The sequence below is a fragment of the Pedobacter sp. AK013 genome (assembly GCF_014205835.1).
Taxonomy (GTDB): domain Bacteria; phylum Bacteroidota; class Bacteroidia; order Sphingobacteriales; family Sphingobacteriaceae; genus Pedobacter.
The window spans coordinates 1-23,881 of sequence record NZ_JACHCQ010000021.1; the positions used below are offsets into that span (position 1 = coordinate 1).

Here is a 23,881-nt window from a genome sequence, read left to right on the forward strand (position 1 = left end):
CCGCCAATTCTCAGGACAGGGAACATCTTTTGCCCATAAAAAAAGAAAAAGCTTCCTAAGCTGCTTGAAAAAGGGTTTTATTCATAGGAGGTTTAAGTCAGGTAGTGCTGTGCCAGTAGGATAGGTTTGTTTCCACTCATAGCGCTTATTCCATGTTCTGTATGTTGTTAAATTAAGCGCAGTCGTTGTCAGTCTGAGCGGAGTCGAAGACCTTTTTTTGATTCCGTTGTCTGTGTCCTCACAGACCACCTGATAATCATTAACTATTCTCCCGCTCCGTAAGCCAGTTCAATATCAATAAACTGAATAATCAGCGAGCAGATACTGCCCTCAATATCAAAGCCATAATAAACCGGGTAGGTCCCATCGCCAAAACCACTTTGAAAAAATGGAATATGGTAATCGGTTCCTGGTATTTTCCAGTTAATCCAGTCGCCACCTTCACGTTGATAATCGGGATTTTCAGCATAATTACTTGCGAAAAGTGCCGCGAAATAATCATCATACAGGTTTTTGCCCGGATGCTCTTTAATAAATGCCTCTTGAAATGCACAAAAATGGTTTAAGGTTTCTTTATCTAGTACACAAGCTAGTCCTGCATCCACATTAAAACCAAAAAATTCTCCTTTGCTAAAATTAACAAGATCTTCAGTACCAATTAATGCCTCTTCAAAGCGTATGGCATCATAAGCTGTAAATTGTACTTTAACGGCAGCATACCTGGCACAATCTTCATCGTCAGGAACAACTACAGCCGCAGTTACCGGAAATTCGCCTTTAGGAACTTTAATTAAATAGGGCTCAGCATCTTTTTGGACATATACAAGCGGATCTCTAACCAAAATTTCTCCTGTTGGAATAGAAACACTTCCCAATTCTAGGTGATCTATCTTTTTACCAGCTACTGTTGTTTCCTCAAAATAATCATTCAAGTTATTGGGACAGGCTAATAAAACACGTTTCTCGTTCCAGGTTTTTAACCATTCATTGCTTGGTATCATTATAATTAATCTATTCGGTAGGGAGGCTTTTTTATGAAAATAAAAAAAGCCAAGAAAATTTAAAGGTCTTCTTGGCTAATTAATTTAAAAGAAAACTTGGTTTATCTTCTTCAAGCGAAAGAATTTTAGTGATCTTTTTAAGCAATATATCCATTTGAAATGGTTTTGATAAGAAATCGTCCTGGCCATAGTTTAAGGTTGTAAAATCTTTTGGATCATATAGACCAGAAATAAGCAAAATCGGGATTTTAGAAGTGCTTTCGATCGATTTTAACTGTTCGCATAATACACGCCCATCAATGTGCCCCAGAGAAATGTCTAGTAAGATTAAATCAGGGCTAAATTTTTCAATTCTGTTAAAAATCTCCTCACCATCACTCAGTGCCGAAACTTTAAACCCTCCGATTTCCAGTATTAATTGTATGGTTTCTAAAACCTCAATATCGTCATCTACTACCAGTATTCTCTTCATATGTGCGTGCATTTATATGCAATTAAGAATATAACAAAAGTTTATGTTGTTATGTTTACAATCTTAAGAATATTTTAACAATAAATTTATAGTAGCTAAAAAATAGATTTCGATTTTAATTCGCTAGTTGGTACTATCCCTTCTTTGTTTAAAATAAAGTTAAATAGCTCTTCAATAGGTTTCTGTAATATTTTTCCGGGTTCAATGCCATTTTCTAATAACACTGAAATTAATGTTTCCTGATAATAATAGGCTATAGAACCTACAAAGTGGCATGGAACACTTTTGTGTTTAGGATAATCTTTAACATTCGTATCTACAAACTCCTGAAAGCCTGTTCTTAAAATGTCCTGAATAAATGGATGGTCTTTATGGCTGGCCATGAAGCGGCTAAAGCCTGCTAAATAGATATTTGGGAAAGGTTTTTGATAAACATTGGTAATAATCTGTTCTTTTTCTGCAGGGAAAGATTTTTTAAATTCTGCAGCTAAGGTTGATGGCATTTTATGGTACAAATAGCTTAAAAGTACTTTTTTCCCAAAGAAAGTACCAGAGCCTTCATCGCCAAGAACATAGCCCAGGCCATGATGCCCATCATGGATTTTCTTTCCATCAAAATAACAGATATTCGATCCGGTACCTAAAATACAGTTTAAGCCTTCGGCATTTCCGCAGGTAGCATATACCGAGCCCAGAAGATCGTGGTCTACTGAAATAAAAGCATTACCAAACACGGCCGACAAGCCATTTGAGACTACTTCATGTTTATCGGGCGAAGAACAACCAGCTCCAAAAAAGTAGATTTCTTTTACCTGATCAGCATATTGTAATAAGGATTCATTTTTAGAAATCAGCTTTGTAATTTCTTGCTCACTTAAGAAATAAGGGTTTATTCCAGGAGTGCTAAATTTAATGGTTTCGCCATTATGATAGCCCATCCAATCGGTTTTCGATGAGCCACTATCTGCAACAAGTATCATGGACTAAATATAAAGATTAATTAGATAAATTTATATTTCCACTGATTTCTTTCAGTGTAGTTTCGGCTATTTTCGCTTGGTATTGCATTTCGATGAAACGGTTTTGCGCATCAATAGCATTACGCTGTGCTTCTCTTAGTTCTAAAGGGGCTATGCTGCCCAGACGGTATTTTGCTAGGGTAATATCTAAGTTTTCTTTTGCAATATCTACATTTCGCTGCTCTAATTTAATCAGATCCAGGTAGGTGCTGTAATTTTGATAAGCAGTAAGCAATTGTGAATTTACATCCAGCTTGGTTTTGTTCAGATTAAGGGCCGAGTTATCGATCTCTATTTTTGCATTGCGCTCTTGTTGCCGCTGTAAAAAACCATTAAATAAATTTATACTCGCCGTAACGCCGTAAGTAAATCCATTTGCTGCAAATTTTTGGTTAAAGCCAGTAGGGCTGGTACTGTTTGCCCTGCTGTAGCCAGAGTTTAAACTTACAGATGGATACCTTGCCCCACGGATAGATTTTAAATTTAAGGAAGCAATACGTTGATTAATAAATGCATTCTGCACATTAGGATTCTGTTGCTCGGCCATTTCGGCCATTTTGCTGAACTGGATACCTTTATCTACATCAATGCGATTGTCTACAGAAAACGAAGTGCCGATATCTCTCACCATCAATTGGTTTAACCGGACTTTAGCTACCTGTAAGGCATTTTTGGTTTGTAGATAGTTTGATGTATCGGTATTGTAATCAACCTGTGCGGTTAACACATCCAATTTAGAGCCACGGCCAAGTTGTAATTTTGTTTTCGCAATATTGGTACGCAATACCGAAACGTCCATTGCACTATCGGCTGCAATAACCAATTGCTGTTGCCTTACAATGTCGTAATAAGCAGTAATTACATCAGCAACTGTAGTTAAAATGGTTAACCGGGCGTTTAATTCGCCTTGTTTTTGCAACTCTTTTAAGCGATCATAATTGGCAAACATGCTAAAACCATTAAAAATAGTCCAGTTTAATTCGGCACCATAACTGTTATTGGTACTTTTTGCGCCTGTAATTACCCGATCAGGACCAGTTGCAGGGGTTTGCCTGGTATTCTGGATACTTCCACCATTGGTATAACTTCCAGTTAGGTTGGGTAACATACCCGCATTGCCAATGTTGGCATTGTTTTTTGCGATATCGATCTGGTTTTTGCTGATCTTGATGTCGTAATTATTCTGTAAAGCAACGGTTATCGCCTCCTGTAAGCTCAGCTTTTCTTGAGCAAAGCCCGAAAGGGATAAACTTACCAACAGGATAAATATTTTTAATTTCTTGCTCATCTTATTCTTCTGTATGTAAAGCTTCTTGTTCAAAACGATGGGCTTCTTTTAATTCTTTATTCGGTTTGTACGGTTTGGCCCAGTAAGAGTATATGGCTGGGATTACAAATAGGGTTAAAACCAAAGAGAACAATGTTCCGCCTACAATTACGGTTCCCATACTCATTCTGCTTTTTGCAGCGGCACCTAAAGCAAGGGCAATCGGTAAAGCTCCAATCGCAATGGCCAAGCTGGTCATTAAAATTGGGCGCAAACGCGAAACAGCAGCTTCACGTATAGCTTGAGGAATCGGAATCCCTTTTTCTTTTAGCTGGTTGGCAAACTCAACAATTAAAATACCATTTTTAGTTACCAGACCAATGAGCATAATGGTACCGATCTGACTGAAGATATTCCAGCTTTGGCCACATAACCAGAGCGATAAAAATGCGCCAGCAACAGCCATAGGTACAGTTAAAATAATAATGATCGGATCTTTAAAGCTCTCAAACTGTGCCGAAAGAATTAAATAGACCAGAAGAAGGGCCAAACCGAATGCAAAGAAGGTATTTGAAGAGCTTTCTTTAAAATCCCGCGATTCTCCACTTAAATCGGTAGAGAAAGTCTCGTCTAATACTTTTTTAGAGATGGCATCCATCGCATCTATACCTTCGCCAATACTTTTTCCCGGGGCTAAACCTGCTGAAACAGTTGCCGCAATAAAGCGGTTGTTCCTGTACAGTTGTGGCGGACTACTTTCTTCTTTAGCAGTAACCACATTATCTAGCTGAACCAAGTCGCCCTTATCATTACGTACATAAACAGAGCTTAAATCTAATGGATCCTTCCGGTCTCCACGATCGAACTGACCAATTACCTGGTATTGTTTTCCATTCATGAAGAAATATGAAAACCTTTGACCACTTAATCCTAAATTTAAGGTTTGTGCAATAGCAGATATAGAAACACCTAAATTTTTGGCCTTATCCCTGTCGATGGTTAAGTTAATTTCAGGCTTATTAAATTTCAGGTTTACATCTGATACCGTGAATGTTGGATCTTTCGAAACCGCATCCATAAACAAAGGAATTTTCTCTCTTAGTTTTTCGAAATTTTGTGCCTGGATGATATAACTAATGGGTAATCCGCCACGGCGACCTACTGAAATGGTAGGCTGTTGGCTTACTATGGTTTTACCTTCGGTATATTTTTTTGTTACCCGGGTGAGCATGTCGGCAATGTCTTTTTGCGAACGTTTACGCGTTTCAGGATCTGTTAAACCCATTCTTACAAAACCAGAGTTTACTGCACCCGAACCACCAAAACTTGGTGAAGTAATGGTAATGTTTACATTTTTTTCCGGAACTGAATCAATTACCAACTGATTTAGTTTCATAATAAACTGATCGGTGTAGGCAAAGGAGGCACCTTCTGGTGTAGATACGCTGATGTTTATTGCACTTCTATCGTCATAAGGGGCGGTTTCTTTTGGTAAAACCTTCCAGAATAGGAAAATAAGCCCCATACACACCACAATAATTGGAATGGAAAGCCATCTCTTATCCAAAAATTTGTTCAGGTTTGATTCGTATGCATCATTTAATTTTATAAAATAGGGTTCTGTCCAGTTGTAAAATCTGGATGGTTTATGTCCACCCTTTTTCATCAGGTAGGCATTTAGCATTGGCGTTAAAGTAAGTGATACAAAGGCAGATACGAGTACTGCGGCACCTATTACCACGCCAAACTCTCTAAATAATCGGCCCACAAAGCCTTGTAAGAAAATTACTGGTAAAAATACGGCTGCAAGGGTAATGGAAATCGAAATTACCGCAAAAAAGATTTCATTTGATCCTTTAATGGCTGCCTCGAAAGGCGACATGCCTTCTTCAACCTTTTTAAATATATTTTCGGTAACCACAATACCATCATCTACCACCAATCCTGTAGCCAGTACAATAGCCAATAAACTCAATACGTTGATTGAAAAGCCGAAGGCGTACATGATGAAGAAAGTAAAAATTAACGATACAGGAATATCGATTAACGGTCTAAAAGCAATGGCCCAATCTCTGAAAAAGAGATATATGATCAAAATTACCAATACCAGTGATAAGCCAATAGTTTCGGCAACTTCGGTTACTGAACGCTTGATGAAAAGGGTATTATCTAATGCTACCTTCAGTTTAATATCTTGAGGGATATCGGCTTTTAACTTGTCAAAACGTTTATAAAATTCCTTACTGATATCGAGATAATTGGCTCCAGGTTGAGGAATAATAGCGATGGCAACCATTGGCCTGCCCGACTCGCGCAGAATGGTTTCTTCATTTTCTGGCCCTAAAACCGCATAACCTACATCTTTTAGTTTAACTACCTGATTGCTGTCGGCCTTTAAGATTAAATTATTAAACTCGCTTTCGTTGGTCAGTTTTCCTAGGGTTTTAACCGTTAGTTCGGTTGTAGCCCCGGTGATTTTTCCTGATGGGAGCTCTACGTTTTCATTATCTAATGCAGTAACAATATCCTGCGAGGTTAAGCCATAAGCACTTAGTTTATTTGGGTCCATCCAGATACGCATGGCATACTTCCTTTGACCCTGGATTTGTACACTACTTACCCCCGGAATGGTTTGGATACGGTCGGCAATTACGTTTTCAGCAAAATCACTTAACTCCAGTGTATTGCGTTTATCACTCTGGATAGTCATTGACAAAATTGGGTCTGAGTTGGCATCAGCCTTACTTACTACCGGTAAACCGTCAATATCTTTTGGTAAGGTACGGGCAGCCTGCGATACTTTATCACGCACATCATTGGCGGCTTCTTCTATATTTTTATCGAGGTTAAACTCTATCGTAATGTTACTTGTTCCCTGGTTGCTTGATGAAGAAATATTCCTGATCCCATCAATGGAGTTGATCGATTTTTCTAAAGGTTCGGTAATTTGCGATTCGATAATATCGGAGTTGGCCCCAGGATAAGAGGTTCGGACTGATACTACGGTTGGATCAATTGAAGGGTATTCACGAACACCTAAAAAAGTATAACCTATAATTCCGAAAAGAACAATTAATAGGTTCATCACAATGGCCAAAACTGGCCGTTTTATACTCGTGGTGGAGATACTCATAATTATTGTTTAGTCAAATGAACTTTTACAGGAGCATCTTTTTTTAGCGCCATCGATCCGGTGGTTAACACCGTATCGCCAACCTTTAATCCTGAAGTAATCACAATATTTTCATCGGTGCGGGTACCTGCTTCTACTTTAACTTCCTGCGCTTTTCCGTCTCTTTGTACATAAACAATTTTGCCTTTTAACACCGGTATTACAGCTTCGTTAGGAATTAATATGGCATTTTGTACCGTATTTAAAGCCAGTTTAATTTTGGCAAAAGAACCTGGTAATAAAGCGTTATCAGCATTAGGTGCCAAAGCCCTAATCTGTAACGTTCTGGTAGCGGCATTAATCCCTGGTTCTATCGCATAAACTTTTCCTTTATTTTCTTTGGAAGAGCCATCGGTAGTAAATATAATTTCTGAATTCACTTTAATCTGTCCAGCATATTTCTCAGGCACGGAAAAAGTAACTTTAACCGGATTGGTACTTACCAGGTTGGCTATTATCGTTGCTGGTGTTAAATAAGTTCCGGCAGAGATGCTACGTAAGCCCACTCTACCGGTAAAAGGTGCACGTATAGTGGTTTTGGCAAGTTGCGCCCGAATTAATTGTGCTTGCGCTTGTAACGATTTTAGATCAGCAAGAGCGGTATCATACTCCTCCTGGCTAATCGCTCCTTTGGCCAAAAGCTGTTTTGCACGATTTTCGTTTGTTGATGAAAGTTTTTGCTTGGTTAATGCATCTTGTAATTGTGCCTGTATATCTCTGTCGTTTACTTTTACCAATACACTTCCTTTTGATACTGTTGTACCTTCCTGAAAATAAATTCCGGTAACCAATCCCGATACTTCACTTTTCAATACAACCGATTCGTTGGCATCAATAGCGCCGGTTACTTCTAAATCGTTATCAAACGATACTGGTTTTACTATAATTCCATCAACTACCAATGGAGCAGAAGCGCTTCCCTTACCATCACCTTTGCCTTTTCCTGCCCCGGCAGATGCGCCACCTTTTCCTTCGAGTTTTTTATTTGCGTTAATTCTGTAATAGACTAAATAAGCTAAGCCTATAGCTAAAACAGCATAGATAATATACCTTTTCTTCATGTTATTATTTGTGTTGTGCGTATTCCAACATTAAAATGAAATTAATGTTCAGAATTAGAGCGTAAAAATATTCAAATAGTTTATTCCTAAATTTGTTGTATTAAGGATGTTACCGATTTTCAGTTTGGAGTGGGCAGTTTTCAATTTTTAGCGAATCTACCTGAAGATACAATATAATTAGCTTTTATATCCTCATAACTAAATTAAAGATGCTAAAGCAAATTGATTTTTAGTGTTTAGTTGGCGTAAAAACCATTAGCCATCAAGCAATGAACCAATAAAACGGAAACAACTATTTTACACCACATTTAGCCATTTTGTTCCAAAACACCATCAATAAACCTAAATTTGCAGCAAAACACAGTCAATATCAATATGTTTAACAAAAAAACAATTTTAAGTTTAGTTTTACTACTAACGTGTATTATGGCGAAAGCGCAGGTAAAAATAGGCTTTGAGGTTTCTTTTAAAGAACCGCAGGCACATTATGCTGAAGTTCAGATGAATATTTCTGGCTTGGTAAAAGATTATGTAGATGTAAAAATGCCAGTTTGGACGCCGGGTTCTTATTTGGTCCGTGAGTTTGAAAAAAGTGTAGAAGAATTTAAGGCTACTGCTGCAGGTAAAGCCGTAAAAGTTGAAAAAGTAAGGAAAAATACCTGGAGGATTTTCTCAGCAAAGGCAGCCAATATCCAGATCAGCTACCGTGTTTATGCGTTTGAAATTTCGGTGCGTACACCTTTTATCGACGAATCTCATGCTTTTTTATCTCCAACTGGAATTTTTATGCATCCCGATGGCATGATCAAATCGCCAAGTACTGTAAAAATTGTTCCTTTTAATACCTGGAGTAAGGTTTCTACCGGTTTAACCGCGGTTGCCGGTGAGCAGTTTACCTATAAAGCTACCGATTTTGATATTCTTTACGATAGCCCTATTGAAGTGGGTAATCAGGATATTTTCGAATTTACAGCTGCTGGCGTTCGCCATGAAGTAGCCATGTACGGTGGGGGTAATTACGATAAAGAGAAGCTAAAAGTTGATATGGCTAAGATTGTAGAAAAAGAAACTGCGGTTTATGGCGAAAATCCTAATAAATATTACCTCTTCATTGTTCATAATTTCTTAAAAGGCGGCGGTGGTTTAGAGCACTTAAACTCTACAACTTTAGGTGCTACAAGAAATGCTTACAATACTGCCGAAGGTTATAAAGGCTTCTTAGGTCTGGTTGCACACGAGTATCATCACCTTTGGAATGTTAAGCGTTTGCGCCCCGTAGCATTAGGCCCTTTTGATTATGATAACGAAAATTACACGACCAACCTTTGGGTAGCAGAAGGATTTACTTCGTATTACGAAAATAAATACTTGCATAGAGCCGGTTTTACTGATGTAAACGAATTTTTGAAAGACCTGGCCAGTGGAGTGGCTACGGTGTTAAATACCCCTGGGGCTAAATATCAGTCTGCTGCTTCATCTAGTTATGATGCATGGATTATCGGCTACCGTCCGAATGAAAACTCAAAAAACAATTCCATTTCTTACTATAATAAAGGAGAAGTGATTGGTATTTTAATGGATCTCGAAATCATAAATGCCACCAAAGGTGCTAAAAGTTTAGATGACGTAATGAAAGCCATGTATTTGCAGTGCAAAACCTTAAAACGCGGTTATACCGATGCAGAATTTAAGGCAATGGTTGAAAAAATATCAGGAATTAGCTTTACTAACTTTTGGGAAAAGTATGTTAACGGCGTGGATGATGTAGACTATGTAAAATATTTCGCATATGCAGGTGTTGATGTTTCTACAGAAAATGCAACTCCGGGTAAACCGGTTACTGGTGCAGCAGTTCAGTTGGCTACCAAAGGCTTAGAAGTAACTTCAGTTACCAGAAACTCGGCCGCCTGGATAAGTGGTTTAAATGTTAATGACGTAATTGTACTGATTGATGGGGTGACATTGAGTGATGCTTTAAAAAGTGTGAAACTAAAAGAACCTAAGTTTTCATTAGATATTTTACCGATCATTACCGATAAAAAAATCGGCGATCAGCTAACCGTTAAGGTAATTCGCGATGGACTTGAAAAAGAAATTTCTTTAAGCTTGAAAGAAAATCCAAGTGTACGCTTAAAAGCAACTGTGAACGAAAATGCAACACCAGTTCAAAAATCAGTGTTAAAAAAATGGACGGGGATTTAAGTCTGGAGTCTTAAGTCCTCAGTCTTGAGTCTATAGTTCAGGCACAAAAAATCCCGTAAGATGAATTTCTTACGGGATTTTTTGTGCCTGATATTTTAGCTTTGGTCTTTCCGCTTTAGACTTTAGTCTTTCAGCACTCTACGCCCTCCGCTTAGAAAGTATATCTAAAGCCTAAGCCGAATCTTCCAGCGTTAAAATCGCTATCGTTGCTACCTAAATAAATTCTTGGTCTCCAATCAAAAGCCAAAGCCAATGGCGCACCACTAAATTTATAATCTAAGCCAACCATCGGAACCAGGAAAAAGTTAGAACCTCCTTTATACAATTGAATCGACGGACCACCACCAAGATACCAATCTAAACCTCTGGCACCTGGAATTGATGAGTTGTATTGAAGGAAGCCTTGGATAAGGGTAGAGTTTCCACCAAATAATACATCTCCTTGAATAGCACCTTTTGGGCTAAAGTGGTGTCTGATAGAAGGACCAACAAAGGTAGCGCCATCACCAAAGTCAATACCTAAACCAAGTCCGGTTTTATAGTTTTGAGCTTTAACGGTTGTTGTAGTAAGGGCAAACAATGCAATGCATCCTAAAATTGTAAATAACTTTTTCATAATTTAAATGTTTTGTAAAATAATTATCAGCCTAACAACTTTAATGCCGTTTCTGTTTTTTGGGTAAAAATCTGCTAGGATAAAAAAACAATGCTTGCATAGTAATTTTGTAATCACTAAGTTTATTTAAATATTTTTTACAGAAAGTAAATACAGCGTTTTATTAACTACGAGGTATTATTTTCATTAAAAAGGCATATAGATGTTAATCTTTATGTTTGATTTTTTAACTTAACCAAATAATATACAATTCATATGGCGGCAGAAATTAAACGGGTTTTTGATCTTTTGAAATACAGCCTCGAAAATCCTAAGCAAGAATTCATCAGCGGAAAAATTAACGGAAAATGGATAAATTATAGTACAGCCGATTTTTGTGCCGCTGTAGATAACCTAAGTCGTGGATTAATTAAGCAAGGCATAGGCAAAGGGGGCAGGGTTGCGGTAATGTCGCATAACCGGCCTGAATGGAATATTGCCGATTTTGCAGCCAACCAGATTGGCGCTTACCAGATTCCCTTATATCCAACCTTGGCCGAGCACGATATCCAGTTTATTCTAAAAGATGCAGAAATCGCCATTATTTTTGTAGCCGACGAAGATTTGTATAAAAAAATTAAGCCTTGTGCCGATGCAGTTAATCCGGCCATTAAGATTTACAGTTTTAATGAAATTACAGAAGCCGAAAATTGGAATACATTAATTGAATTAGGCAAAGCAAGTACAGATATTGACTTGGAAGAACATCGTGCTAAAGTTGCCCCTGAAGATGTATTAACCCTAATTTATACATCTGGAACTACAGGTACGCCAAAAGGTGTAATGCTAACACATCATAACCTGGTTGCAAATTTTGTTAACTCTGCTGTGGTAATACCCGAAGGCGTTAAAAAAGGCTTAAGCTTTTTGCCGCTTTCGCACATTTTTGAGCGGATGATCATTTATTTATATCTGTTTAATTATACAGGAATTTATTATGCCGAAAGTATGGAAACCATTGTAGCCGATATTCAGCATGTAAAACCCAATGTATTTTCTACCGTTCCAAGGCTTCTGGAAAAAGTGTACGATAAGATAATGGAGAAAGGGAAAGCATTAACAGGCATTAAAAAAGGAATTTTCTTCTGGTCGGTAGCTTTAGCTGAAAAATATACCATTGATGCGGGTGCCTGGTATAACTTCAAACTGGGGATAGCCCGTAAACTGGTTTTCAAAAAATGGCAGGAAGCTTTGGGAGGCGAAATCGTAGTGATTGTATCTGGCGGTGCGGCGCTAAATCCACGTTTAGCCAGAATTTTCTGGGCTGCGGGTATGCCTGTTTTTGAGGGGTATGGACTTACCGAAACCTCACCTGTAATTACGGTTAATCATTTCGGCGGAACCATGTTCGGTACCGTTGGCGAAGTAATTAAAGGTGTAGAAGTCAAAATTGCACCAGATGGCGAAGTTTTAACCCGGGGGCACCAGGTAATGAAAGGTTATTACAACAGGCCCGATTTAACGGATGAAGCGGTAGATAAAGAAGGGTGGTTTCATACAGGAGATATTGGTGAATTGGTTGATGGCCGCTTTTTAAGAATTACCGATCGTAAAAAAGAAATGTTTAAAACTGCTGGTGGTAAATACGTTGCCCCGCAAATGCTGGAGAATAAATATAAAGAATCGATTTTTATTGAGCAGATTATGGTTTTGGGCGAAAATAGAAAATTCCCTTCTGCATTGATTGTTCCAAATTTCGAAACCTTAAAAACCTGGGCTGGCCGGAAAAGCATTAGTTTTTCAGCAATAGAGGAGTTGATTAAAAACGAACAGGTTTTAGCCAAATATAACGAAGTAATTGAGGCGGCCAACGCGGGCTTCGGTAAATGGGAGCAGGTAAAAAGATTTGCGCTACTACCTAAAGAGTGGAGCATAGATGGCGGCGAACTTACGCCAAAATTAAGCTTGAAAAGAAAGATAATTACCGAGAAAAACAACGAAATAATAGAAAAGATATATAAAGATGCAGAGGGCTATAAGCCGTAAAAAGGTTTCTAAATAAGGCTAGCTGAAGACAAAACGGCTTTAATACCAGTCAAAATTATGAAAAGGATAATTTTATTTATTTTACTAATTACAGTTGGAATAAATTCTTTTGCGCAAGAAGCAAAACTTAATATCAAAAGTTTAAATGCTAAAAATAATACAGTAGTTATCCAAATTCCTGTAGATGGCGCATGGTTTTATCCTGCAAAAAAGGAAATTAAATTCGATGCTGACAGTACGGTAAACTATTCTTTAAAGATTAACAAAATTGCCTGGTTAAGAATTAACAATAATACAGTATTAATAGAACCAGGTACTACACGTTTAGTTTTCGATAAAGGCATTTTGGTACACAGCAACAAAAATAACGAAGGAATGTTGCTTTTTAACAAGAGGAATACCGAGTTTTATCAATACAGGGCCAGAGATTATTATAAAAAAGATAGCACTACAGCGGGTTTATATCAATTACTCGAAAATGATAAGAATGAAGCAGTAAAGCCTTACACCGAGCTATTTTCGAAACAAAAGATTTCGGCAAACTTCTATAACGAAATAAAAAGGTACTTTTCAACTGAAGAGGTAATTCTGGAAGCTGCTATCCCGATGATAATTTTAAGTACAAAGCAAAAAATAAATAGCGACTTGGATAAGATGTGGGCAGATGCATATAAGAAACATCCGATAAATAATGTTAAAGATGCCTTTTATCCTGATTTTTATCACCATGCAAGGTACTATGCCAGTACCTATCTCCATTATTACCTTCCTTTAAAAAAGGGGAAAAAACCATTAGAAAAAAGCGAAGACGAAAACCTTAAAAACTGCTATAAAAGCTTCGAAGATAATTTTAGTGGTAAAACAAAAGAATATCTTTTGGCAACTTTTCTTTATGATGAAATGTTACAGAGTAAGTATCAAAGAATTTTGGTTGATTTGTTTACTAGCTTTAAGTCGAGCTACCCGAAAAGCAATTTTTCACCTTTTTTACAACCATTCGCCGACAAAATTTTGGCTTACCAAAAGGATATAAAAAAGGATTATAAAGCCAATGAGAAATTTGTGGCCAACTATTATGAAATTAATAGCTTAGACAGTTTAATGAACAGGTTTAAGGGCAAAACGGTATTTGTAGATATTTGGGCAACCTGGTGCGGGCCATGTAAGGCCGAATTTGAATATAGTGCAGGACTGGAAAAATTTCTGCAAGCTAAGGGTGTTGAAATGTTATTTATTTCTATGGATAAAGATGTGGCAGACCAAAGATGGAAAGAAATGATAAAATATTATAAACTTTCAGGTAGTCATATCCGAACAAATAATGCTTTGCAGAAAGACTTAATTGACAGATTGTGGGAAGGAAAGGGCTATGCTATACCGCGCTATTTAATTATAAAAGATGGAAAATTAGTTGTTGCAGATGCTTTAAGGCCAAGTGATAAAGAAAAATTATATGCACAAATTAGTAAATTTTTATAGCTGCCAGAAAGAAGTGTTTTTCTATCTTTAAATTAACCTTAAAAAGAAATTGATTACCGAAAAAAATAATGAGGTAATCGAAAAAATATATAAAGATGCAGAAAACTATAAAGTCCCTCAATAACCTTAAAAAATCGTTAATATACTTAAATGTTGTACTGTTATTGGCAGGTTGCGTAACCGGACAATTGGGAAAAAACAACAGTGGCGAATATAAAAATGGAATGGTGGTTTCTGCCCATCCAGAAGCGTCGCAAGTAGGAATAGATATTTTAAAAAAGGGTGGGAATGCTGTTGATGCTGCTGTTGCGGTTCAGTTTGCGCTTGCTGTGGTTTATCCTAATGCGGGGAACATTGGTGGGGGCGGCTTTATGGTATATCGTGGTACAAATGGCGAAATAAGTGCCTTAGATTTTAGAGAAAAAGCAGCAGCGGCGGCCAGCAGAGATATGTATCTGGATGCTGCTGGCAATCCAATTGTTGATAAAAGCCTTTATGGCCATTTAGCTGCAGGCGTGCCTGGGTCAGTAGATGGTATGGTAGAGGCTCATAAAAAATACGGAAAGCTTTCTTGGGCACAGGTATTGCAACCAGCAATAAATTTAGCGCAAAATGGTTTTAAAATTACCAAACGGCAAGCTGGCGAGCTGAATGGCCTGCACAGAAAGTTTATGGATTTTAATCCAAATGGAACGGCTTTCGTAAATTTAGAAAGTACCTGGCAGGAAAATGACCTTTTAGTTCAAAAAGAGTTGGCCAATACGTTAAAACTGATCCAGGAGAAAGGCAGGGCAGGTTTTTACGAAGGCGCTGTGGCCGATTCGCTTGTAGCAGAAATGCAGCGGGGCAAAGGGCTTATTACAAGAGCAGACTTAAAAAATTATCACGCAACCTGGCGTAAACCCATAACAGGTAACTACAGGGGCTACAAAATTATTACCATGCCACCTACTTCAAGTGGAGGTATTGCTCTGATCCAATTGCTCCAGTCTGTAGAGCCTTATCCTTTAAAAAAATGGGGGCATAATGCAGATTCAACAGTTCAGGTACTTGTAGAAGCCGAGAGAAGAGTATATGCCGATCGGGCAACACATTTAGGCGACCCTGATTTTTATGCTGTTCCACAACAACAGCTTTTGAATGCCGACTATAATAAAAACCGAATGGCAAACTTTAGCTGGGCTGCAGCAACACCAAGTAGTACTGTTTTGGCTGGCGAAATAAAAGTAGCAGAGCACGAAGAAACCACGCATTTCTCTATTGTAGACCGCGATGGAAATGCTGTTTCAATTACCACTACTTTAAATGGTTCTTACGGATCATTAGTTGCAGTAAAGGGAGCTGGATTTCTGTTGAATAACGAAATGGACGACTTCTCCGTTAAACCTGGTGCACCTAATATGTACGGTTTAGTTGGTGGCGAAGCCAATGCCATTGCACCCAATAAACGAATGTTAAGCTCTATGACACCAAGTATTGTAGAGAAAGATGGAAAATTATTTATGGTGGTAGGTACACCGGGCGGCTCAACCATCATAACATCTGTATTTCAAACCATCATTAATGTAATCGATTTTGACATGTCTATGCAGTCGGCGGTAGCGGCTAAAAAGTTTCATCACCAATGGTTGCCAGATGAAGTATATATAGAAAAAGATGCCATTGATAGCTTATCAATAGAAAAATTAAAAGCAAAAGGCTATAAAATAGTACCTAGAGGCCCAATAGGTAGGGTAGATGCCATCTTAAAAACTAAATGGGGCAATTATCAAGGGGGCGCCGACCCAAGGGGGGATGATAAGGCCATCGGCTGGTAGCAATTTCTCAATCTATTTTTTATCTTAGCAGTAGTCAATCTTTTGCCATTCAATTAGTTTTTCTAATTCAAAGTTTAAAGAGATGGAGAAGCGCATATTTAATCTTGCCCAAAATTATCCAGATTTACCAAAGGTAAATTCAGCAATCTCTTTTGGCCCTTTTATCAAATACCTGCAACGAAAAATTAAAGAAGAACAGACAGTAAAATCAATCCTTTATAAGAATGCCTTAAAAGAATTTAAGAAACAGGGAATTGGTGATCAGGCTATCGCTATAGATGATATTGACCAGCACGAGTTGCTGCTGGAGCATATGTATGCCTGCCTTTCGCCAGCGCTTTTAACAGAAGATCATCAGGCTTGGGGGCTCTGTGCACCAATGCAGCCCATTACTTTTTATGGAACGGAGCTGATGTATGAGTTACTAGAACGTGAAGAAAAAGACCAGAGCAGTTTTGTTGGTTCAAAAACATTGGAACAACATGAATATGAACGCCTTTATTTTATCTATTCCTTCATTCTTACTGAATTATACGCGTTCCACTCACCTTTAAAAGAAAAATACCATTCAGGTATCAATGCAGATACCGGTTTACCGGGTTATTTCCATATTGGTGTAAACGCCAGTTTCATCGAAGTTAAGGTGAAGCAGCCCTTACCAGATCTTAGCTATCGCGAGTTACAGCAATATTTGAGTGAAGAATCTGGATTGAATAAACTTCAACAGGTATTGCCATTATCGCTTTTTGAGCTGAGTGGTATTTCTGTGCTTACCATTACCGATGTTACTGCTAAACAGGCAGTAGAAAATATTAAAAGTGTAAGGTTGAGCCGTGTGCCTGGCGACGAGGGTACTGCTTATGGAGAAGTGATACAAGCGCTTAAAGTGCTGGTGCAAAATGCCAATATTCAATTCGACCTTTTCCCTTTTGTAAGGGTAAATAATAAAATGGTTTATGGCTACGTAAAAGGAGGCAGTGGCATACTGTTTTCCGTGTGGGGCGAAGAAACCTTAAGTCCCGAAGCCTTTCAGCAGATTGCCGAAGGTTACGCCGCAAATCCTAATTCTTTTTACTCGCCCGATATTTGGGCAGAAAGCAAAGAAATGTTTCCCTGGTTGGACAGGTTTAGGGAGTTAAACGTAAAATCGATGGCGCTTATACCGGTATTCCATAACCAGGTTTTAGTTGGTGTATTGGGCATGCATACCTGGGTTGGAGAAACTTTCGATGAAAAGAAAATTACCTTATTGGAACCTGTTTTAGCACCTATTGCCCAACTGTTACAGGTCTATATAGATGAGTTTAATCTCGAGATCGAAAACATCATTAAAGAAAAATATACCTCTATCCAACCAGCTGTACAGTGGAAGTTTAATGAAGCAGCCTGGCATCATCTTTATAATAAGAAAAGGAATTTGCCACAGCGTAATGAGGATATCAGTTTTGCGGATGTTTACCCTTTTTATGGCGCAATAGATATTAGAAATTCTACTGCAGAACGCAATGTAGCCAGTAAGGCCGATCTAAGCTTTCACCTAAGCCTGTTTCGTGAAACGCTAGAAGAGCTGGGTAAAACTTATAGCGATGCATTGCTGGTGGAAATTATTTATAACTGCAATAAATGGAGCAATATTTTACAGGGCGACGAGCTAAATACAACTGATGAAAACAGCCTTAATATTTTCCTTAAAGAAGAAACCAGTGATTACCTAAGGCTCATTTCCCAATCGCATCCTGATACTCAAAAGATAATCTATAACTATCTCGATCGCATTTCAGCACCTCATGGTGAGGTATATAAGCACCGGCAGGCTTTGGAAACATCCATGCAGCTAATTAATACGGCCATTAACAATTATTTTGAAGCTGAGCGCGAAAAACTACAAGATTCTTATCCCTGTTATTTTGAGAAGTTCAGAACAGATGGTGTTGAATACGATATTTATATTGGGCAGTCTATTGCACCCGATCGGATTTTTAATCACTTTCATCTCAAAAACCTAAGATTATGGCAGCTGTCGTCAATGGCCGAGATTGCCAAAATGGTACAGCTGCTCCAGCCCGATATGCCCGTTAAGCTGGCCACCACACAACTCATCTTTATTCATAATCATCCAATCGATATTAGTTTTAGGATCGATGAACGAAAGTTTGATGTGGAAGGCGCTTACAATATCAGGTATCAGATGATTAAAAAAAGAATTGATAAGATACTTGTTCGCAATTCACAGGAGCGCCTTACCCAACCTGATAAACTGGCCTTGATTTATTTCAATAAAAGAGATATTGACGATTACCTTCCATTTGTAAAATATCTGCAGGAAACAGGGGTATTGAAGCCAGAAACCGAGGATCTTGATTTGGAAGATTTACAGGGGTTAAGTGGATTAAAGGCATTGCGCTTAACTATTTTATAAATATTTAATTAAGCTACCTTTAATCTAATATCTTCAATAAGTTACACAGGTATCCTACGGCAAATACTTAACGGTTAGCTATATTGCGTCAACTAATTCAAATGCCCCAATTGCTATGTATAAACTATTTTCGCTGTTTTTGTTGCTAACAGTTACAGTACAATTACACGCTCAAACTAATGAAGCCAGCCTCGTAAGTCCCATGATTAATCAGTACCAATCGGACGAGACTATGCTTAACCGCAAATATACACTCAAGCGATCTGAGGAATATTTTAAACGGATGGAACGCTTTTATACAGATTGGCAAAAACAATTAAAGGCATTGACTTTTAACAAGCTAACTGTAAATGAAAGGGTAGATTATATTTTGCTTAAACGTGATATCCGGTCAGATTCTGCAAGTTTACAACAGCAATACGCCGAATTTAAAAACAACATTTTTACGCTGCCTTTTGCCAAAACATTATTAGATTTTGAGGCAAAGCGCAGAATTGGCCAGCAACAAGATGGTAAAATCACTCAACAACAATTCGAACAGCTTAAAGAGAATATTCAGAAAACCGCAAAGGCAGTAGAAAACAAAGATTTAGCTGTTACACCAGTACAGGCTTCCTGGGCACAACAAACTGTTAATCAATACCTGGCTGTATTTACCGAGGCCTATAAGTTTTATGATGGTTATGATCCGCAATTTACCAAAGCCACAAAAGCAGTTTACCCCGATGTAGTAGGTGCAATAAAGGATTATGCTGCTATACTGGGCAAAATAGCTAAACCATCAACTGCGAAAGACGATGGAAGTGGCATTATTGGTAATCCGATAGGAAGAACTGCCTTGCTGAGCAATTTAAATGATGAAATGATTGCCTATACGCCTGAGCAGATTGAAGCTATTGCCATGCGGGAATTTGCCTGGTGTGATGCCGAAATGCTTAAAGCCTCACAACAAATGGGCTTTGGCAACGATTGGAAAAAAGCATTAGAAAAGGTTAAAACCGATTACCCTGAATTGGGAAAACAGCCCGAACTGGTTTATGAATTAGCCAATGAGGCCATAGATTTTGTAGAGAAAAATAAACTCATCGCTATTCCGCCCCTTGCCAAAGAAGGCTGGCGTATGCGGATGTTAAGTCCGCAGGAACAATTATTTGCACCATTTTTTCTGGGTGGTGAATCGGTATTAATTGCCTATCCAACAGAAGACATGACAGCGGAGGCCAAAATGATGACTTTACGAGGCAATAACAGGCATTTTTCCAGAGCTGTAGTTTTTCACGAGCTTATTCCAGGACATAACCTTCAATATTTTATGCAAAGCCGCTACAAACCTTACCGCAAAGTATTTGGTACACCTTTCTGGACAGAGGGATGGTCGTTGTACTGGGAGATGTTATTGTGGGACCAGAATTTCGCGAAATCTCCGGAAGATAAAATTGGAATGCTTTTTTGGCGCATGCACCGTTGTGCGCGTATTATTTTTTCATTGAACTACCATTTAGGGAACTGGACACCCAAGCAGTGTATAGACTTTTTGGTAGATCGGGTGGGGTTTGAGCGTGCTAACGCAGAAGCAGAGGTTCGTAGGTCGTTTACCGGAGGTTATGGCCCATTGTATCAAATTGGGTACATGTTGGGTGGATTGCAGTTTAGGGCATTGCACAAAGAGCTGGTAGAAAGCGGCAAGATGACGAATATTCAGTTTCACAATCGCATATTGCACGAAAATAACATGCCTGTAGAAATGGTAAGAGCCTTGTTAACCAACCAAATATTGTCAGAAAATTTCAGCACCCGCTGGAAATTCGCCGGAGATATTAAGTAGTATAATATTGGGCAAATGTGCTTGTAACCTTAGCAAATGGATGATCAAAAAGGAGGGCTTTTCCCATGATTTGCAAGAAGGGCTTATCTAATCTGATAACTTGGCATTGATCTATTTTAAAGAGCAATACTGACAATTTTTTCATTCACAAATATTAACATGAAAAAGTATATTGAAGCCCAAGCCTAAAAATTCTGATTTTGGAAGAATGAGCTTAAACGGATAAAAAGAGATGCGCTTACTATGCTATAACGTATTTTTTAGTTTTTCAGGTGTTTACGTCAGGTATTAGTGTTGAAAAGTTGATAAGTATTTTTACAAGCCTGTATTTTTGGTATGGCTATTGTATTAGTTGGAAAACGCTTATTCAACGTTAATAGAAAATTTATGAAATTACAACTATTTAAAACACTCCCGGTTGCACTCGCTGGTTTACTCATCGGGTCGGTTGCTTCAGCTCAGGAAAGCCCGGCAACTTCATCAACAACATTAAGAACATGGTCTATCGGTGTAAACGCCGGTGTACTTACTCCACTGTCTCCGTTAGGTGGAAAAAATGATTTCAGTAATAACAAATCAAGTTTAGGTTATGGCCTTTACATTAAAAAACAATTTACGCCTTATTTCTCTCTTCGTTTAGATGGAGTTCGTGGTAAATTAAAAGGAGATAATACCGAGCCTTATGAAAGCGGAGTGGTAAACAATTCTCCAGTAAAAGCCTTCGATACAGATTTGTCTTATTCAGGAAGTTTAAATGCTGTTGTAAACATGTTCAACATCGATATGTTTAAAAAAGAGAACACTTTACAGCTTTATGCTTCTGCCGGAGCAGGTATTGCAGCCTATAAACCGACTATTACTACAGCAGCAGGAACTTCAAAATTTGGTGGTGGCGATAACATCCACGAATTAATTATTCCTGTAGGTTTAGGTGCAAAATTTAAAATTTCTGATGCGGTTAATTTCGATTTAGGTTGGACTATCAACTTTGTTGATGGTGATAATTTAGATGGTTATTACAGAAACGGAAACGATAAATACAACTACGCTTATGCTGGTTTAGAGTTTGCCTTAGGTAGCGGAAAACAATTGGCTTTCCATAATCCTGTAGCTTTAACTTACGATGAAGCTTTAAAAGCAAAACAAACTGCAGAAGGTTTAAAATCTGAATTAAATGCCCAAAAAGCCGATAATGCAAAACTACGTTCAGAACTAAATGATATCTTAAAAGATTCAGATGGTGATGGTGTTGCAGATAAATTAGATAAATGCCCAGATACACCAGCAGGTACTGTTGTTGATGGTTCTGGTTGTCCGTTAAAAACTCCAGAAAAAGTTGTAGAAAAAGTAATCGTAACAGAAGAAGATCGTAAAGTTGTTAACGAAGCGATTAAAAACTTAGAGTTCGATTTAGGTAAAGCAACCATCCGTTCTAAATCTTATGCTTCTTTAAATAGAGTTGCAGCATTGTTGATTCAGAAAAACTTTAGCTTAAAACTAGCTGGTCATACAGATAATACAGGTTCAAAAGAATTAAACTTGCGTTTATCAAAAGATAGGGCAGAATCTGTAAAAGCTTATTTAGTTTCTCAAGGTGCAAATGCATCACGTATTGAGGCAACAGGTTATGGCATGGGCCAACCAATTGCTACTAACAAAACAGCGGCCGGTCGTCAACAAAACCGTCGTGTAGAGTTTACACTTTACTAGTCTATTTTAAATATATTACCAAAAAGTCCCGATGAAAATCGGGACTTTTGGTTTATGGACCTCTGTCGTTATTTCGAGGAATAATTTATTAAAAAAAGTCAATATTATTGGCAAAGGGGTCAAAATTAAGCTAAATCCCCCGATACGTCATCTCGAGCGAAGTGCAACATAGCCGAGAGATCTATCTCGAGCTAGTTATCTCCATTCCACTGCGTTCCAGTCGAGATGACGACTTTTTTTTCGCAAATCGGGATGATCCCCCTATAAAAAACCTTATTTAATAGAAACAATTACCTTTTTAATTTCGCTTAAATCATTCATTTCAAAATTTGGTGATTGAGGATAAAACCTTTGGTAAATAATTTTATCGTCTTTACTATCATATACACTGATTATTTTATCGCCAGATCGTTGGGTGTAAACCACATATTTAACATTTGTGACTTTGTTCAGAATTAAACTATCGAGTACTTTGTATGATACAAATTTGAGTTTGTAATTATAAGGTTCGGAAATTATACCCGATTGTGGCAAAAGTGCTAATCTCGAAGAAAACACCTGTTTAATGTATTCAGGTATATATAGCGTTTCCTTAGCCAGCTCGGGCAGGCGTACCTTATTATAAAATTGGTAGTCTACATTGCAATTTTCATTTGCAAGCAATCCATCATTAATCTGTTTTAAATAACCTGTTAAAAAGCCTGGCGACCAGTTGAAGAAATTAGACTTGTTATAGAAATACGATAAAATATTGTTTCTTACACTTCTTTTGGTGCCATATTGTTGATCTTGCGTTCTGACCAGTAGATTGGTGTTAGGGTCAGCAAAAAGTGCAACTGTTGCCAATATACTTTCTTCTTTTAGCTTCGGTTTTTTAGATGGGGTTATTAATTTTAGTGCATAAACCACATTTACGTTGGTTGTACTATCTAACTTCTCTGCATAACTGTCGAAATAAAAAAAAGAATAATTTTTTACTGTGTCGTAACGTGCAAGCTCTTCGGGCTTAATAATTTTATAAGGTGTAACTGTCCAGGTTTTTTTAATGGCTTGATCAAACTTCTCCAATTCGGCATAATCAGTATACTGTAATGTAAATAAGGTAGTTGTTTTTTTGAAAACCTCTAATTTTTGACTGTTTAAAAGGGCAGCCCCGAAATACGATACCTGACTTTGGCAAATCATAGCCCATGAAATAAATAGACTAAACAAGAGTATTTGTTTTACTGTTAACATATCGAGTGTTTTCATTTTGTGTATGACTATGATAAGAAAAATTTGACAAATATTTTGAATTTTTCTATTGCATTAACAAAATACATTCATTAGCTTTGTTATGCAAGCATAATAAATTAGCGAAAATGAAACAACAACAAACCATAGATTACCACGTTAAGTTTGCCTGGCAAAATATGTTCAATAAGTACAATCAAATGGCATCGGGTTTTGGGATTACACAGGCCATTGGTTACATGCTTATTAATATAGATGATGCCGAGGGAACTGCAGTTTCAAATTTAGCTGGCTTGCTTGGAGTTAAGGCAACCAGTTTATCCCGTATGTTAAACAATATGGAAGAGGCTAACCTCATTTACCGTGAAACATCTGCAGGTGATAAACGTTCGGTAAAAGTTTTCCTGACTGATTTTGGTAAAGAGAAAAAACAATTGGCCAAAGGGGTTGTTCGAAAATTTAATGAATATCTGGATGAGCACTTTACCAAAAAAGAAAAAGAAACATTCATTAATCTATTGATAAAACTAAATGAGATCACGGTAGCCTATACTGTTGATTAA

At 37.8% G+C, this 23,881-nt stretch carries 16 protein-coding genes; 8 read left to right on the plus strand and 8 right to left on the minus strand.

The annotated features are described in order from the left end of the window. Positions 1-263: 263 nt before the first annotated feature. The 6 genes from HDC90_RS14575 to HDC90_RS14600 form a co-directional block, all read right to left on the minus strand. Positions 264-1,001, minus strand: a complete 738-nt coding sequence (locus tag HDC90_RS14575) for a DUF4241 domain-containing protein (protein ID WP_184467581.1) — start codon at positions 999-1,001, stop codon at positions 264-266. Positions 1,002-1,080: 79 nt separating this feature from the next. Beyond that, positions 1,081-1,473: a PleD family two-component system response regulator gene (locus HDC90_RS14580; protein WP_184467583.1), complete on the minus strand. Its 393-nt coding sequence runs from the start codon at positions 1,471-1,473 to the stop codon at positions 1,081-1,083. Between the two features lie 95 nt (positions 1,474-1,568). Beyond that, positions 1,569-2,453, minus strand: a complete 885-nt coding sequence (locus tag HDC90_RS14585; protein ID WP_255497677.1) for an N-acetylglucosamine kinase — start codon at positions 2,451-2,453, stop codon at positions 1,569-1,571. Positions 2,454-2,469: 16 nt separating this feature from the next. Then, the gene (locus HDC90_RS14590; RefSeq protein WP_184467585.1) at positions 2,470-3,780 is read right to left on the minus strand and encodes a TolC family protein; all 1,311 of its coding nucleotides are present in this window, start codon (positions 3,778-3,780) and stop codon (positions 2,470-2,472) included. 1 nt (position 3,781) lies between these two features. Continuing rightward, positions 3,782-6,892 carry an efflux RND transporter permease subunit gene (locus tag HDC90_RS14595; RefSeq protein WP_184467587.1) on the minus strand — a complete coding sequence of 1,037 codons (3,111 nt, stop codon included), beginning with the start codon at positions 6,890-6,892 and terminating at the stop codon, positions 3,782-3,784. Between the two features lie 2 nt (positions 6,893-6,894). Beyond that, positions 6,895-7,992, minus strand: a complete 1,098-nt coding sequence (locus HDC90_RS14600) for an efflux RND transporter periplasmic adaptor subunit (RefSeq protein WP_184467589.1) — start codon at positions 7,990-7,992, stop codon at positions 6,895-6,897. 426 nt (positions 7,993-8,418) lie between these two features. On the opposite strand from HDC90_RS14600, the gene HDC90_RS14605 reads away from it, so the two are divergent. Beyond that, positions 8,419-10,194, plus strand: coding sequence for a M61 family metallopeptidase (locus tag HDC90_RS14605; protein ID WP_255497678.1), 1,776 nt, complete (start codon positions 8,419-8,421; stop codon positions 10,192-10,194). Positions 10,195-10,345: 151 nt separating this feature from the next. Here HDC90_RS14605 and HDC90_RS14610 read toward each other — a convergent pair whose 3' ends face one another. Next, positions 10,346-10,810 carry a hypothetical protein gene (locus tag HDC90_RS14610; RefSeq protein ID WP_184467593.1) on the minus strand — a complete coding sequence of 155 codons (465 nt, stop codon included), beginning with the start codon at positions 10,808-10,810 and terminating at the stop codon, positions 10,346-10,348. Between the two features lie 255 nt (positions 10,811-11,065). On the opposite strand from HDC90_RS14610, the gene HDC90_RS14615 reads away from it, so the two are divergent. The 6 genes from HDC90_RS14615 (at position 11,066) to HDC90_RS14640 (ending at position 22,085) form a co-directional block, all read left to right on the plus strand. Beyond that, positions 11,066-12,835, plus strand: a complete 1,770-nt coding sequence (locus HDC90_RS14615) for a long-chain fatty acid--CoA ligase (RefSeq protein WP_184467595.1) — start codon at positions 11,066-11,068, stop codon at positions 12,833-12,835. A 57-nt stretch (positions 12,836-12,892) separates the two neighbouring features. Beyond that, positions 12,893-14,314, plus strand: coding sequence for a TlpA disulfide reductase family protein (locus HDC90_RS14620; protein ID WP_184467597.1), 1,422 nt, complete (start codon positions 12,893-12,895; stop codon positions 14,312-14,314). Between the two features lie 95 nt (positions 14,315-14,409). Beyond that, positions 14,410-16,131: a gamma-glutamyltransferase gene (ggt, locus tag HDC90_RS14625; protein WP_184467599.1), complete on the plus strand. Its 1,722-nt coding sequence runs from the start codon at positions 14,410-14,412 to the stop codon at positions 16,129-16,131. An 82-nt stretch (positions 16,132-16,213) separates the two neighbouring features. After that, complete coding sequence (locus tag HDC90_RS14630; RefSeq protein ID WP_184467601.1) at positions 16,214-18,550, plus strand: GAF domain-containing protein; 2,337 nt, start codon at positions 16,214-16,216, stop codon at positions 18,548-18,550. 115 nt (positions 18,551-18,665) lie between these two features. Continuing rightward, positions 18,666-20,375 (plus strand): DUF885 family protein, encoded by a 1,710-nt coding sequence (locus HDC90_RS14635; protein WP_221451859.1) that lies wholly within the window; start codon positions 18,666-18,668, stop codon positions 20,373-20,375. Positions 20,376-20,762: 387 nt separating this feature from the next. Further along, a complete protein-coding gene (locus HDC90_RS14640; RefSeq protein WP_184467604.1) occupies positions 20,763-22,085 on the plus strand; it encodes an OmpA family protein in 1,323 nt (440 codons plus the stop codon). 273 nt (positions 22,086-22,358) lie between these two features. On the opposite strand, the gene HDC90_RS14645 is transcribed toward HDC90_RS14640, so the two are convergent. After that, entirely contained in the window at positions 22,359-23,336 is a 978-nt protein-coding gene (locus HDC90_RS14645; RefSeq protein ID WP_184467606.1) for a hypothetical protein, read from the minus strand. A 110-nt stretch (positions 23,337-23,446) separates the two neighbouring features. Here HDC90_RS14645 and HDC90_RS14650 point away from each other — a divergent pair, with 110 nt between their 5' ends. Continuing rightward, on the plus strand, positions 23,447-23,881 hold the full coding sequence (locus HDC90_RS14650) for a MarR family winged helix-turn-helix transcriptional regulator (protein ID WP_167297109.1): 435 nt from the start codon (positions 23,447-23,449) through the stop codon (positions 23,879-23,881).

Coding starts and splice junctions, on each gene's coding strand:
- HDC90_RS14650 (WP_167297109.1), top strand. CDS start 23,447: ATGAAACAACAACAAACCATAGATTACCACGTTAAGTTTGCCTGGCAA.
- HDC90_RS14635 (WP_221451859.1), top strand. CDS start 18,666: ATGTATAAACTATTTTCGCTGTTTTTGTTGCTAACAGTTACAGTACAA.
- HDC90_RS14610 (WP_184467593.1), bottom strand. CDS start 10,810: ATGAAAAAGTTATTTACAATTTTAGGATGCATTGCATTGTTTGCCCTT.
- ggt (WP_184467599.1), top strand. CDS start 14,410: ATGCAGAAAACTATAAAGTCCCTCAATAACCTTAAAAAATCGTTAATA.
- HDC90_RS14595 (WP_184467587.1), bottom strand. CDS start 6,892: ATGAGTATCTCCACCACGAGTATAAAACGGCCAGTTTTGGCCATTGTG.
- HDC90_RS14640 (WP_184467604.1), top strand. CDS start 20,763: ATGAAATTACAACTATTTAAAACACTCCCGGTTGCACTCGCTGGTTTA.
- HDC90_RS14590 (WP_184467585.1), bottom strand. CDS start 3,780: ATGAGCAAGAAATTAAAAATATTTATCCTGTTGGTAAGTTTATCCCTT.
- HDC90_RS14620 (WP_184467597.1), top strand. CDS start 12,893: ATGAAAAGGATAATTTTATTTATTTTACTAATTACAGTTGGAATAAAT.
- HDC90_RS14630 (WP_184467601.1), top strand. CDS start 16,214: ATGGAGAAGCGCATATTTAATCTTGCCCAAAATTATCCAGATTTACCA.
- HDC90_RS14615 (WP_184467595.1), top strand. CDS start 11,066: ATGGCGGCAGAAATTAAACGGGTTTTTGATCTTTTGAAATACAGCCTC.
- HDC90_RS14605 (WP_255497678.1), top strand. CDS start 8,419: ATGGCGAAAGCGCAGGTAAAAATAGGCTTTGAGGTTTCTTTTAAAGAA.
- HDC90_RS14575 (WP_184467581.1), bottom strand. CDS start 1,001: ATGATACCAAGCAATGAATGGTTAAAAACCTGGAACGAGAAACGTGTT.
- HDC90_RS14600 (WP_184467589.1), bottom strand. CDS start 7,992: ATGAAGAAAAGGTATATTATCTATGCTGTTTTAGCTATAGGCTTAGCT.
- HDC90_RS14585 (WP_255497677.1), bottom strand. CDS start 2,453: ATGATACTTGTTGCAGATAGTGGCTCATCGAAAACCGATTGGATGGGC.
- HDC90_RS14645 (WP_184467606.1), bottom strand. CDS start 23,336: ATGAAAACACTCGATATGTTAACAGTAAAACAAATACTCTTGTTTAGT.
- HDC90_RS14580 (WP_184467583.1), bottom strand. CDS start 1,473: ATGAAGAGAATACTGGTAGTAGATGACGATATTGAGGTTTTAGAAACC.